The 13,008-nt window shown below is 68.2% G+C and carries 8 protein-coding genes and 3 pseudogenes; 3 read left to right on the top strand and 8 right to left on the bottom strand.

Annotated features, from left to right (window positions below; genetic code table 11):
• Window positions 1–198: 198 nt before the first annotated feature.
• The gene (locus tag AB0H12_RS44490; protein WP_499632634.1) at window positions 199–639 is read left to right on the top strand and encodes a transposase family protein; all 441 of its coding nucleotides are present in this window, start codon (window positions 199–201) and stop codon (window positions 637–639) included.
• An 802-nt stretch (window positions 640–1,441) separates the two neighbouring features.
• Here AB0H12_RS44490 and AB0H12_RS44485 read toward each other — a convergent pair.
• Window positions 1,442–2,902, bottom strand: a complete 1,461-nt coding sequence (locus tag AB0H12_RS44485; protein ID WP_499632631.1) for an aminotransferase class I/II-fold pyridoxal phosphate-dependent enzyme — start codon at window positions 2,900–2,902, stop codon at window positions 1,442–1,444.
• A gap of 663 nt (window positions 2,903–3,565) precedes the next feature.
• Between AB0H12_RS44485 and AB0H12_RS44480 the strand changes: the two genes are divergently transcribed.
• On the top strand, window positions 3,566–4,024 hold the full coding sequence (locus AB0H12_RS44480) for a hypothetical protein (RefSeq protein WP_499632628.1): 459 nt from the start codon (window positions 3,566–3,568) through the stop codon (window positions 4,022–4,024).
• A 158-nt stretch (window positions 4,025–4,182) separates the two neighbouring features.
• Here AB0H12_RS44480 and AB0H12_RS44475 read toward each other — a convergent pair whose 3' ends face one another.
• The 7 genes and pseudogenes from AB0H12_RS44475 to AB0H12_RS44445 form a co-directional block, all read right to left on the bottom strand.
• Window positions 4,183–5,124: a Leg1-related protein gene (locus AB0H12_RS44475; RefSeq protein WP_499632626.1), complete on the bottom strand. Its 942-nt coding sequence runs from the start codon at window positions 5,122–5,124 to the stop codon at window positions 4,183–4,185.
• A 96-nt stretch (window positions 5,125–5,220) separates the two neighbouring features.
• Window positions 5,221–6,378: an oxygenase MpaB family protein gene (locus AB0H12_RS44470; RefSeq protein ID WP_499632622.1), complete on the bottom strand. Its 1,158-nt coding sequence runs from the start codon at window positions 6,376–6,378 to the stop codon at window positions 5,221–5,223.
• A gap of 1,034 nt (window positions 6,379–7,412) precedes the next feature.
• Window positions 7,413–8,018: an EF-hand domain-containing protein gene (locus AB0H12_RS44465; RefSeq protein ID WP_499632619.1), complete on the bottom strand. Its 606-nt coding sequence runs from the start codon at window positions 8,016–8,018 to the stop codon at window positions 7,413–7,415.
• A 166-nt stretch (window positions 8,019–8,184) separates the two neighbouring features.
• A complete protein-coding gene (locus AB0H12_RS44460) occupies window positions 8,185–10,566 on the bottom strand; it encodes a salicylate synthase (RefSeq protein WP_499632616.1) in 2,382 nt (793 codons plus the stop codon).
• 48 nt (window positions 10,567–10,614) lie between these two features.
• On the bottom strand, window positions 10,615–11,400 hold the full coding sequence (locus AB0H12_RS44455) for a class I SAM-dependent methyltransferase (protein WP_499632613.1): 786 nt from the start codon (window positions 11,398–11,400) through the stop codon (window positions 10,615–10,617).
• 459 nt (window positions 11,401–11,859) lie between these two features.
• Window positions 11,860–12,306, bottom strand: a pseudogene (locus tag AB0H12_RS44450) (transposase family protein); the annotation flags it as partial.
• Between the two features lie 329 nt (window positions 12,307–12,635).
• Window positions 12,636–12,734, bottom strand: a pseudogene (locus AB0H12_RS44445) (IS5/IS1182 family transposase); the annotation flags it as partial.
• A 66-nt stretch (window positions 12,735–12,800) separates the two neighbouring features.
• On the opposite strand from AB0H12_RS44445, the pseudogene AB0H12_RS44440 reads away from it, so the two are divergent.
• A pseudogene (locus AB0H12_RS44440) lies at window positions 12,801–12,914 on the top strand (IS5/IS1182 family transposase); the annotation flags it as partial.
• Window positions 12,915–13,008 lie beyond the last annotated feature (94 nt).

Here is a 13,008-nt window from a genome sequence, read left to right as displayed (position 1 = left end):
GTCGACCAACACGGTCGCGTAGCGGCGACCACGCCGCAGGAACCCGATGCGCTCCAACGCGGTGCGCGACAACAGCGTACGGCGCGCGTGTCCTAGAGCGTTATTCAGAACTCTTGATCATGGGTGGGTAGCGCAACGACTCCGCCTGGTTAAGATCGTTTTCCTCTCACAGAAGACGTCTGACCAGGAGCGGAGCCGTTGCGCTACCAGTCTACGACCGGACTCGACCACGACCGGATCCGGGAGTCGGTCGCCCGCATCGAGCAGGTCCTGGCCACCCTCGACGGCACCCTGCTCGCCGTCACCCACCCGGTCGAGGTCCGCACCCACGACAAGACCGCCTACACCCTCACCGGCCTCGACGAGCTGCTCCAACACAACGAGGTCGCCGCCGACCCGGGCTACCAGGGCACCCCGACCATCCGCCCCCGACGCAAACGCCCAGGCCACAAGACCCACACGCCCGAGGACAAGACCTGGAACACCAGCGTCAGCCGGATCAGATGGGCCGTCGAACACGCCATCGCCCACCTCAAGGACTGGAAGATCCTCGCCACCGGCTACCGCGCACGCCTGAACGAGCTGCCCACCATCATCCGCATCGTGGCCTGCCTGGAGTTCTACCGCCTCGGCTGGTGAACCCACTTCTGAATAGCGCTCCTAGAAATGAGGCGCCGGGGCTCATTACATATGGGGCGCTGATGCTGGCCGACCTTGTCGACCCTCGAGGCGTTAGCAGCGCGGCGTGGACCAGGTCGGACTTATCCCGCGCCAGCGACACCACGGTCGGCTCACCGGCATCCACGCCGGCGCGGACGAAGGGCGCCACCACGGCCGGCAGTTCGTCGTAGGAACGGTAGTAGACGGCAGCGTGGTCGTAACCATGCCCGCTTGTGTCGACACTGGTGTTCATGCTGTCCGTTACCAGACTCGCTGGAGCCGACGCACCGGCGTCGAGCGCTTTGAACTGCGGGCCTGTCTCGCCGCCGCATAATGAGGTCACTGCAGCCAGGCGCGGACGGCCTTGCTGCGGTGTACCGGGTGCCGGTCGGCGATGACGTGCACCTTCCGGCCGGCCTAGGGAAATGCTGCGCGCCTGAAAGAAGTGCCCGGAAAAATCCGACTTGAATTAAGGGTGCGTCGTTCGTGGCGGATGATCAGGCGGCTGTTGCCGCTTGGCTGGGAGGTCGTGCGTTCGATGCCCGGCGGTGTCGGCCGGTCGTCGCGAGGATTCGATGCTCTTGCAGATCATGCGAGGGAACGTGTCACGGTCGTGTAGCCGCTGTTGGGCCTTCGACGGACAGCGGGGCGTTACGGTGGAGCACGGACGGGTCTTTCCGGTCGGCGGACGAGTGGGTCGCACTTCTCATCCTGCCGACCGGAAAGACCCGTCCGCCCGTTCAGACCCGCCCCACCGTCACCAACGTCATGACCGCAACAACTAGGGCTGGTTCGGGACGAGTTTCCGCAGCGTGGCGCAGAGGCGTTCTACGGCTTCCAGGACCTTGGCTGGTGGGGCGGCGGTGAAGCAGAGGCGGTAGAAGCCCTGTGGTTCCAGTTGGTACATGGTCGACCCGGTGAGCAGTTTGACGTGGGCCTCGGCCAGAAGGTGGGCGGCGAGGTTCTGTTCCGGGTCCACCGGGGTGCCGGGGGCGGTGGTGAACAGGTGGGCCTCGTGACCGTGGACCTGCGGGGCGGCGGGCAGGAATTCGCGCAGGTCGAGCCAGAAGAACTGGGCGCTGTTCGTGCCGTGCGGGCGGTGGTACCGGATGCCGTTCCGGTCCAGGGTCTCGCACACGGCGCGGAAGGTGACCTGGAGGTTGCCGGAGTACTCCGTCATGAGGTCTTTCCACGCAGCGGTGCTCAGGTTGGCGATGGGGGCGAGGTAGAAGTGCTTGAGCGAGTCGAACTGGCTGAACCACGACAGCGGGCGCTTGCGCTCGAGCGGGTCGTCGGCGTCGGTCATGACCTGGCGCACGTTGGGTGATCGGGAGATGATGAAGCCCGCGCGGAAGCCGGAGAGGCCGAAGTCCTTGGCGAAGCCCCAGACCACGTGCACGCGGTCCACGGCCTTGTGCCTGTCCGCCAGTTCCAGCGCGCTGACGAAGGGTTCGGCGGTGTGGGGCAGCTGTGAATGGCGGTACATCTCGTCGGAGACGATGTGCATCGCCGGTGTCTTGGCCAGCGCCCAGTCGTAGACCTTGTTCAGCAGGTCCGGGCTGTAGTTGCCGCCCAGGGGGTTGTGCGGGTTGGTGAGCACGAGCATTCGCGGCGGCTGCGGGCAGGCCAGGTAGGCCTTCTCCAGGTCGGCCACGGTGAGCTCGAACCTGTCGTCCTTCGGTGTGGCGCCCTTCTTGTAGGTCGGCACCGGCTCGCAGTTGAGGGCGGGCACTTCCCCGAGGGCCCAGTTGAAGCCCTGCCAGTAGGGAGCGGGGATGAGCACGTGGCTCCCGCGGGGCACGGGGCCCGTGTCGCTGCGCGGCGCGGGTACTGCGGTGTCGGGTGTAGGGCTTTGCAGGGCCAGGGCGATGATCTCCAGGGCGGAGGACACGCCTGCGGTGGCGTAGACGTGCCGGGGGTCGACGGGTGCGCCGAACGACGCCGCGAAGTGGCCGGCCATGGCCGTGGCCAGCCGCTCGGTGTCGTGGGGTGAGATGTAGCGGGTGGCCTTCTCAGGCAGCGGGTGCGGGAGGGCGTCGAGCACCCGTTCCTTGAGCAGCGGGTAGACCAGGGCGTTCTCCGCGATCGACAGGTCGATGATCTCCTCGGACCGGCCGTGGCGCCGCAGCAGTTCGCGGAACGCGACCGCGCGTTGCTCCTCGTCCGGGATGCGTGCGAGCCGGACCAGGTCGTCGGGGTCCAGCGCGTCCATCGGGGAGGTCGAGTCGAGTTGGCGGGTCATGACCCTCCTTCGTTGATGAGGGGGTGGTGGGTGTTTACTGCGTTCAGATCAGGTCACGGTCGTGCCGGTCCGGTCGGTGTGGGGTCGGCCGTGCGGACGTAGTGGCCTGCGGGGCTTTGGTGGAGCAGCGCCGGCCAGTGCCTTCAACCTGCTGGCCGAAGGCACTGGGATGCAGGGACCCCTGCTGCCCGGCTTTGCCCGGCAGGCCCACGTCGAGGAACCGGGCCACCCGTGTGCCGCGGGATCGGGCGGAGACAGCGGAACCGACCTGCCGCGTCGTCCCAGCGCACAGTTCACGGCCACGCAGGACGTCCTGCAGGTCGGGGTACTCGGGCCCGTGGGTGGTGAGCCGCTGCGGATCGTGGAATTCGTGAACCCCTGGTAGCCGCGGTCTGCGTACTAAAGCACGGCGACCACGAGGCCGGTGCTCACTCCGAACAACGTGGCGAGGGAGCGGGGGAGAACGTCGGCGAGGGATGGCAGCAGCACCTGGCGGCTCCTTCAGGGAGTGGACAAGTGTGCGTCGAGTTGCCCCACCGGAGAGTGCGGAAACCCGGTGCACAGAGGTTCACCCGGACGTGTTCCCGAACATCGCTGCGACCCGTGAGTGTCCTTTGTCGAGCTTGGGCAGGGTGGTGAACTCAGCTGCGGATCCAACGTTCCATGATCACGTTCATCCGCGGCACCGAGCAGAACCGGGAACTTGTCGTCCCGGTCGCGGATCAGGAATCGCGGGTGTCTGATCCGACGGCTGGCGTGTTCGATGACCAGGAGTACATGGAGGCGGGCGTGAGATTTCTCTCCTGGGCGTGCGGCCCGGGTCCACAGGTGGGCTTTCACCCTTGCCGGCGGCTCCATCTCCGTCAGTGCTGGCGTGAAGGCGGGTTCGATGGAGATTGGATACAGGGTGTCGTAGTCGCGGTGATTCCAGGTGCGGTCATCCCGGGAAGTTGCAATGATGCCAACGGCAGCCGGTGTGGCGAGCCGCCGGGGAACGTCATCGATGACCATCGGCGACCCCCGGTTCGATCGGGTCCACCGCCATGTCACGAACTCACCGACGCCTGGTGGCCCGTCCGCGACCTGATCATCGCGGAACTCGTCCCGATGCTGATGGCGTGATGAGCCGGCGGTTCGCCGACGAGTCACTCGAACGCCGGTGTCCACCGACAGCACGCACTGCCCTGCACTGCCGTCGGATGCCTGAAGGCGGCCTGATCTCCGGCGCCGGGGTCCGCGGTGCGGGACTTTCTCCAAGCTCCGGCAGGGACGGTTCGAGGTCAGGGGCGTAGTAGGTAGCGGAGCAGTTGGCGGCGCTCGGCGGCGTTGTCCGGACCGGGGTTGAACACCGCGTCGAGCAGCGGCAGCACCCGGTCACGGGCTTCACGGGTGCGCATGATCCGTTTCCACAGCAGGAGGTTGAGGTCGTAGCGCCACTTCGGGGTGGTCGCGAGGCGGAGGACGTTGACGACGTTGCCGCGGGCCTTGGCCGGCAGCGCGTCCAGGTCCCCGGGCGTGGCGAGCAGCGTTTCGGGCAGCACGTCGAGGCCGTGGGCGGTCATGAAGGCGAAGTCGGTGGGCCAGGCTGCCGCCCACAGGTAGTCGACCATCCGGCACCAACCGCGCAGGAAGGTGACCTCCTGGTCGGGCCAGGGTTCGGTGTCGACGTCGGCGAGCACGTCGACCACCACGTCCAGACACGTCTTGTGCGCCTTCCATAGGGCAAGGCGCGCCGGTTCGAGGTCCGTCAGGTCACTCCCGCTCACCAGGGAGAAGTAGGCTCGCCAGTCCGTCACCGCCGGGGCGAGCTCTTCCGGTACGACCCCGTCCGTCACGTACCGGAACCGGGAGCGGGTCGGTGGGTCGGCGACCGGTAGGGCCGGCACCACCCCGGCGGCGCCGGCCGCCAGCCACGGGATGACGTTGAGCGTGTAGTTGCCGTAGCCCCAGGGCGAGTCCGGGTCGATCCGCCCGTCCCGTCGGGCGCCGGTGCCGAGCCGGTCGGTGCGGAATTGCCACTGGTGCTGGAACATCAGGCCCCACAGCGGGTTGTGCCGGTTGTCGGCGCCGAACCGGCCGTCCGCGTTGGTGTTGTCGATCATCACCCGGTAGGCGGCCATCCGCTGGTCGAAGGAGAACGGGTCGAACGTTCCCTCCAAGTCTTGCGCCGTCGTCCAGACCGGGTACAGGTCCAGCGCCGCCAACTCGTCCGGATGAGCCATGATCGGATTCCTCCGCGGTGAGTTGGCGGTCGTGTCTGACGAGACCTGCTGGAGTGCCAAGAGGCCGGACCGTGCGAAGGGTGGCGGGTTTGCCGGTCAGCGCTGTGTGGTGGTCGGTTCCGTCGTGGTGGGTGCGGGGGACCGACCTTCGGCTTCCCACCGCTCGCGTAGGTCGCTGGGGATGGTGAGGGTGGTGGACTGGCCGTTGGTGAGGTTGCGGACGCTGCCGCCGAGCAGGATGGTGCCGGCGCGGTCGAGGATGGTGGTGGCCAGGGTGCTGTCGTCCTCGGCGCGTTCCAGTGCCCGGACCAGGCGGGTGCCGGCGCGCACGACGCCGTTCCAGCCGCGGGACTTCGGCACTTCCATCCAGTCGGCGACCTCGGGGTTGACGACCTGGCGGATCATGGCGGCGACGATGCCGTCGAAGAGCTTGCCGGGGAAGAGCTTCTCGTAGAGGTCGAGCAGGTGCCGGGTGAGCGCCACGCCCTCGGACGACGGCCCGTAGACGGACTCGACCATCGCGGCACTGAGCTCGCGGGCGTCCTGGATGGACTCCGGCACGGCCTCGGCGGGGATGCCGAGCATGGCACCCGCGGCACGCCACACGTAGTAGTAGTCCTCCGCCTCCTGCTCGGTGACCGAGATGCCCATGCGGCGCATGCCCTCGATCACCTGGACGGAGAAGATGAGCAGGGCTCCCACCATGTCCTGCTGGCACACCGGAACGCCGTCCGCCGCGACGTCCCACTTGCCCGACGAGGTGAGGAAGTGGCGCACGGCGGCGTGGATGAGGCGCGTCTTCTGGATGGTGGGCACGAACGACCCGCCCGAGCCGAACGCGTCACGGCCCATCATGTCCATGACGAACTGCGAGGTCTCCGACAGCCGCCGGTGAGGCTGGTTCAGGCCGTGGGTCAGGGTGAGCGCCCGGGACGCGCGGGCGTGGGCGTAGCAGTTGACCATCGCGCCGAACGTCAGCACCGAGGCGACGTGCACGCCGTCGTCGACGAAGAACTCGTAGGCCCGCGCCACCCGGTGGGGCTCCACCCACTCCGGAGGGTTGTCGGTCGCGACCAGGAACTCCCGCACCGAGTCGGGCAACTGCTCGGGGATGGGCTGGTCGTTGGCGCGGAAGTGCTCCAGCACCTCGTTGACCACGTCGACCCGACCGGTGGCGACCAGGTCCGCGACGACCGCGTCGGCAAGCGGGTCGCCCTGGAACTTCAGTGCCTCGAAAGCGGCTGCATCGACCACCGGGACCACCAATCACTCGGGAGTGATCACCAGCTCACTCCTCGTGCACCCGGCCCGCTAGAACACGATCCGGTGATGAGTAGCGCCGAAGTACTACTCCCTGTGTGTCAACCGCAGAAATCGGGTCTCGATCGAGGGGAATGTGATCAAAGGTGAAAGGTGTTCGGTATGTCGCGACGGGTTCTGCCCGACAACATCGACCGGGTGATCGCGGCCCTTCGATTGGGATGGTGACGGCGGGATCAGCAAGGACGTCACGCCGCCGGCCCGCGGAGTGGCGCGGGAGTTCGGGCTCGACGAGCACTCGCCACGGGCCCGAGGTCTGGTCGAGGGGGTTCAGGAGGTGTGGGACTACATCCGCAGCGCGGACCTGCGGGGTGTCAGAACTCTGCGCTGGGCGGCTGATCTGCGGTGATCGTGCACCGCGAACCGCAGGAGCATGATCGTGAGGTGTGGCGTTGCGACTGCGGCAACCCGCCGGCCCCTGCGCACGGCGTCGCGGTCGCGCAGGGCGTGATCGGTGTGGTTGTGGTCGTCTGCGTCGGCGCCGTTCGTGCAGCGCGGAGCACCTCGGTCGCCGCACACCAGGAGGGCCTCACCGGTCGAGAGCCGCGGCCGACTGGCGGGTGACCAGGAATCGTTGGGACGCACGGCGGCGGTGGTCCTTGATGCAGCGCCTGGCCCACGTCGGCTAGCGGCTACCGGTCCACAGCAGGGACATCCGCAGGCGCAGAATGCTGGGCATGGGTTCTCGGCTTGGCGCTACCTACGCCCCGTGAACGGATGACGGACGCTCGCGGCTGCGCGTGCCGAAGCAACTGGCCGAGGTGGTCGACCTGTACGTCGCGCGTCAGCCGCGCCGTCTGTCGCGAAACGCCGCAGCCATCGAGCTGATGACGCTGGCTCTTAGCTAGGGCGCTCCGTCGTACCTGGGGTGGACCGCAGGTCGGCGATCCGGCACCCGGCCAGGCAACTGGGCCTGCGTCACGTGCTGCGCAGGGAGAACGTGGAACTCGAGCGGGCCAACGAGATCCTCACGAACGCGTCCGACACGCAAGCAGACCCGCACCTCCGTTGTCGGTCAGGATTTGGGGTGGAGGGCCAAGCAGCCAGTTGCCCGCAACCTCGGGGTCGTCGCTGAAGTAGTAGTCGTGGATGGCGGCGACCATCTCGCTGCGGGTGACGTGCCCGTCGTCGTCGGTGTCGACTTTGTCGAAGGCCGTGTCGGCATCGTGCTCGCTGAGCCCGAACGCGGAGACGAACCACGCCCGGTATTCCTGGCGGTCCAGTTTGCCGTCGCCGTCGTGGTCGGCCATGGCGGTCAGCGCGTCGATGACCGGCGTGTACGCCGCGTCGAACGCACCCGGTTTCGCCAAGACCAGTTCGCTGAACGCCCTCCCGTACTCCTCCGGGGTGATGCGACCGTTCCGATCGAAATCGGCGATACGCGCCATCTGCTGCCACAGGTCCAAGCACAGATCACGCATCCGGCGGCGCTGCGGTGAATCCTCGGCATGGCCGAATGCCTCACCCAGCCGATCCGCACCCTTGACGAAGTCGGCTTCCTCCAAAAAGCCGTTCCCGTCACGGTCCCAGGTAGCGAAACGTCGGGCGAGCTTGCGATCCAGGAAATCAGACATGTGTCCAGTGTGCTCCGCCGGGCAGGTCGTTCCTACACCCGAGCCGGTACTTGCCCCGGACGAGTGACACCGTCGAGCGTTCGCCGATATTGATCTTCCATCGTCCGGCAGTGAACCCCGCTGATCGCACGCAAATCCACCGACAAGGGCGTCCACGTTCGATCCGTCAGCCCGATAGCGCGGATGCGATGCTGCGCAGTTTCTGGCAGGTTTCCTCGTATTCGCGTTCCGGGTCGGACGAGCTGACGATCCCGGCTCCCGCCCGCAGCCACCGGCGGCCGCCTTCTTCGAAAAGGGAACGCAGGACGAGTCCGGCGTCCAGTCCGCCGTCCTGGGTGGCCGTGAGGACCGCGCCCGCGTACAGACCTCGGGGGTCGGGTTCGGTCCGTGAGAGGTACTCGCAGGCTGCGGCCTTGGGAATGCCGGAGCCGGTGACCGCCGGGAAGACGGCTTCGAGGGCGTCCCAGGACGACCGGTCCGCGCCGAGTTCGCCGCGGACCCGGGATCCGAGGTGTTGCACCGTGCCGCGCGGCTTCACCGTCATCAGGTCCGTGACCGTCACCGTTCCCGGTGTGCAGACCCGGCGCAGTTCGTCATAGGCCACTTTGGTCGAGACGATGTGCTCGTAGACCTCCTTGGGGTCGTCGAGGAGTTCCGCGCACAAGCGACGATCCTCTCCCTGTCCGTGCCCGAACGGTCGGGTTCCGGCCAGCGGCTGAGTCGACACCGTCCCGTCGCGGTCGGCTTCCAGGATCGTCTCCGGGCAGAAGCCCAGGGCGCGGCGCCCGCCGAGGTCGAGGAGGAACGACCGGGCCGGGGTGTTGTCCGCCCGTCCGCGGAGGTAGGTGCGGAGCAGGTCTACCTCGACGTCCACCGGAACACTCCGCGAAAGCACGACCTTCCGGAACGAGCCGCGGTCGATCTCCCGCACGGCGGAGGCGACAGCCTGCCGGTACCACTCGCCGGTGAGATCGAGGTCGATGGTCCTCGGCCGGGGCGGCGGCTCGGGGGCCGCGTCGGCCAGCACGGCACGGATCCGGTCGCGCAGTCGGGCGTCGGCGTGGACGGCCGTGGTGCCGGTGCTGTCGAACCGGACCTCGGCCCGGGGCACGATCAGGTGGCCGAGGTCGCCGGGGCCGGCCAGATCGCGCCGGCCGTTGATCAGGTGCGCCACCTCGAAGGTGAGCCAGCCGTACACCGTCCAGTCCGGGATCGGCAGCTCGGCGAGCGTCTCGCCCAGGCACGCGAGCGGTCGTGACCGCCACGGCCTGCTGGACTCGTCGCCCCCGTGTCGCACGCGGATGCGGTTGGCGTCCAGGGTCACGGTCGCCTGACTGCCTCCCGCCACGGTCCAGGCGCCGGCGCGCTCGTAGACCACGTACGAGTCGAAGATTCCTGCCCGAACCAGCGCCACCGCAGCGGCCGCCGGCGTGCCGGCCACGGCAGGTGGCGTCGGCACGGTGAGGCCGACCGGTGGGCGGATGCGCCTGCTGCGGCGGGCACGCGCCGCGCGGGCCAGTTCGGTGAGCACCTCGACCGTCGCCGGCCAGCCCATGCACGCGTCGGTGACGCTCCGGCCGCGGACGAGCGGGAAACCGGCCACGACGTCCTGGCGCCCGGCCAGCAGGAAGCTCTCCAGCATCACACCGCGGATCGCGGTGTTCCCCGCCCCCACCTGTCGACCGACCCCCTCGGCGACGACCCGCTGGAGTTCGTGGTCTTTGGCGCAGTTGTCGTGACTGGCGTCGATGAGCAGCCGTCCGGGCAGCCCGACGGCGTTGAGCAGCCGCAGCGCGCCCCGAATCGCCGACGGGTGGTGGTTCGGTCCGCTCGACCCGCCGCGCAGCACGAGATGGCAGTCCGGGTTGCCGGCGGTTCTGGTGACCGCGGCCGAACCGTCTGACGCAAGGGTCAACAATGCCTGCTCCCGCTCGGCTACCCGGATCGCGTTCACCGCCACGTCGATCGCGCCGTCGGTTCGATTCTTCATCCCGATGGGCATGGCCAGCGTGCCTGCCATGGACCGATGGGTCGGGTCCTCGACGGTCCGGGCGCCGATGCAGCCCCACGAAACGAGATCTTCGAAATACGCCGGACCGAAAAGCGTGAGCCATTCGACGGCCACCGGAAGACCCAGGCCCGTGATGTCCGCGAGTATCGACCTGGCGAGCCGGATACCCCGTTCAGGATCGGGTGGACCCAGCAGGTCCGGGGCGTGCGCCAAGCCTGGCCAGCCGAACGAAGTGCGCGGTTTCTCGACATAGGCGCGCATGATGACGAACACGTCATCCGATAGATTTTCGGCGACCCCCTTGAGCCGCTCTGCATACTCCAGGGTGCTGTCCCGGTCGTGCAGGGAACAGGGGCCGACGACGACCAGCAGGCGATCGTCCACCTTGTTCAGGATCCTCCGGGTGGCAGACCTCCCCTGAAGGCTGGTGACCGCCGCGGCGGCGGTTCCGGGCACTGCTCGACGCAGCTCGTCCGGACTGGTCACCCGCTCGCGCACGGTACGAGCGCTGCCACCCGGCACCTCGGACATCGCCATGCGACACGGCCCTCGCTCCCGGTTCCCAAGGCTCAAGTTCCGGCGTGCTCAGGCCCGCCGGCCAGTGGCACTCACCAGGGGATAGGAGCGCACAGCGAACGCCGGATCATCGAGCAACGCTCGAAACTCGACCAACTGCCGCCCGCTGACGCCGGAGGCGCGCAGCTGGTCGACGAGCTGCTCCACGTTCGCCCGATGCAGGTCGATCCCCGGGCTTCCCCCGGTCCAGGTCACCGAGTAGATGTCCGTGACGATCCGGGACAGGCCGTGGTCGCCCAGCGCCGTCGCGAGCGATCGCCCCCACGCCGGGTCGGCGCCCTGCTCGCGCAACAGCCCGTGGAATGCCCCGATGACCGCGTCGAACACGGGGGCCGACCCGCTCGGCGCGGCCAGCACCGGCGCACGTTCACAGTCGAAGTCCTCGATCACGAGGTGCCCGCCGGGCGCCAGGCACCCGATCAGCCGATCCAGGACCAGGTGCCGCTCCGGCAGGTGGAGCAGCACCAGCCGGGCATGAATCAGGTCGAACTCGCCATCCGGCAGGTCATCGCGCACGACATCGTGCCGCCGCGACACGACGTTCGGCAGATCCTCGATGTCGCGCGGCCAACACGGATCGATATCGGTGACCAGAACGGATCCACCCGTGCCCACCCGTTCAGCCAACCACGCGCCGATTCGCCCGTCGCCTCCACCGACCTCCCAACAACGCCATCCGGGACCGACCTCTGTCGCCGTCAGAACGCGTTTACTGGCCACATCATAAGTCCGAGCCAGAGCGTCGAAGCGCGCATCGGCCTGAGCCAGGTCGTTGCCGAGTAGATAACTGGCCACCTGCACAGCCCAGCCGAATCCAGACCCGGCGACAACCCTCCGATGACCCGGACCACCCCATCGTGTGAACTCTCGTGGGCAAGCCCCAGACCGCCGGACCAACCCTGCCCCACCCGCAACGACCCCACCGCGGAGTCGTCAACAAGATCAAGCTGCTCAAAGCGGCAGAACCTGTGGGCGAGCGGGCTTTACCTTGCTGCGCACGCGAACCCTGCTCAGCCACCGGCAGCCCAACACCGAACAGCGCCCCGTCCTTAGCTTGTCTTTGGGTCCCGTGTGGTGACAGGTACCCCGGTTGATCACGGAAGCAGTCGGTGGTTGATCATCATTCTTGCGACAGAAGGATGTTCGACCACCCCACCATCGGCACACCGCCGACGGACGGGCCGGATCACCCACGTTGGCCGACACGGACAACGGGGACACCGCGTCGGCGCCCCACCCCGCCCACAACACCGGGGCCGCGGTCAGGTCGTGGACGGCGCCGGGCAGAGCCGGCGAAGCCCACACCAGTCGGCCCGCCGGGTCGGCGAGGATCTGGACGTTGACACCATGGCGATGGTGTTTGCCCGAGTAGTACGGCTTCTGGTCGGCGACGCGGTCGATCGGGACCAGGGTGCCGTCCAGGATCGCGTAGGCCAGGCGGGCGGCGCGTTCACCGGCGGCGTGGAGGTCGTCGGCCAGGCCGGCGAGCAGGTCCACCGCTTCACGGACGTAGCGCCAGGCGGTGCTGCGGGAGATGCCGAACCCGACAGCGAGGCGGGCGTGGGTATCGCCGTTGCGCAGGTGGGCGAGTACCAGCAGTGCCTGGCGACCGGGATCGAGCCGTCGCCACCGGGACCGACGCGTCGAGATCCTGCGGTTGAGCAGGCGTTTGCCAGCTGTCTGGGTGAGGTAGAGCGCGATGCGGGTGGTCGTGATCGACGCCGAGGGCAGCGAGACAGTCGCCCAGCACGTCGACCGGCGGGCGGGGTTGGCCAGGGCTGAAGCCGCGCAGGTCGGTGGCCAGTTGGCCGTCGGGGAAGCGGTGCGGGTTGTGGTAGGCCCAGGTCTGGACCAGCCAGGTCTATCGTGGCGGCCGACGAACCCGCCGGTCGAGGCCCGAGCTGTTGTGGCTTGGGTACAGGCTGTCGGGGCGGCGCCGGGTGGACGTGCAGGTTGCCGACGGTGGTACCGCCGGTGTCAGCGGTGACGCCGCCGTGCACCTTCTGTACCGCTGTTTCCATTCCGAGGTGCCAGCTCGTGCCACGCCGCGCCCGCTCCGCGCGGATGAGATCGGCCAGGCGGACGAGGGTGTGGTTGGACAGCGGAATCGCGGCAGGGTAAGACAGCACGTCGAGGCTCCCGGTTGGGGCATCGGATCTTGGTCGACTGCTGTCTTACCGGGAGCCTCACCCCCCATCCGCGCCCTCGGCGAACGCGCCGTATCGCTGCTCAAGGGCTGGAAAGTACTGGCCAAGCTGCGCTGCTGCCCACGCCGAGCCACCGCGATCATCGCGGCCATCCTCGTCCTCACGCAACAGCGCGATGTTCTCGCGCTCGACGAACGACAGGTAGCGGCCGGAGACCGTTGTGGACAGTCGCGGGTTCACCCCGCCAGCGTGACGG

The sequence above is a fragment of the Actinosynnema sp. NPDC023794 genome, assembly GCF_040639675.1.
GTDB classification, from domain to species: domain Bacteria; phylum Actinomycetota; class Actinomycetes; order Mycobacteriales; family Pseudonocardiaceae; genus Actinosynnema; species Actinosynnema luteola.
Note: the sequence above shows the minus strand (reverse complement) of the source record. Positions and strands in the feature narration are given on the sequence as shown.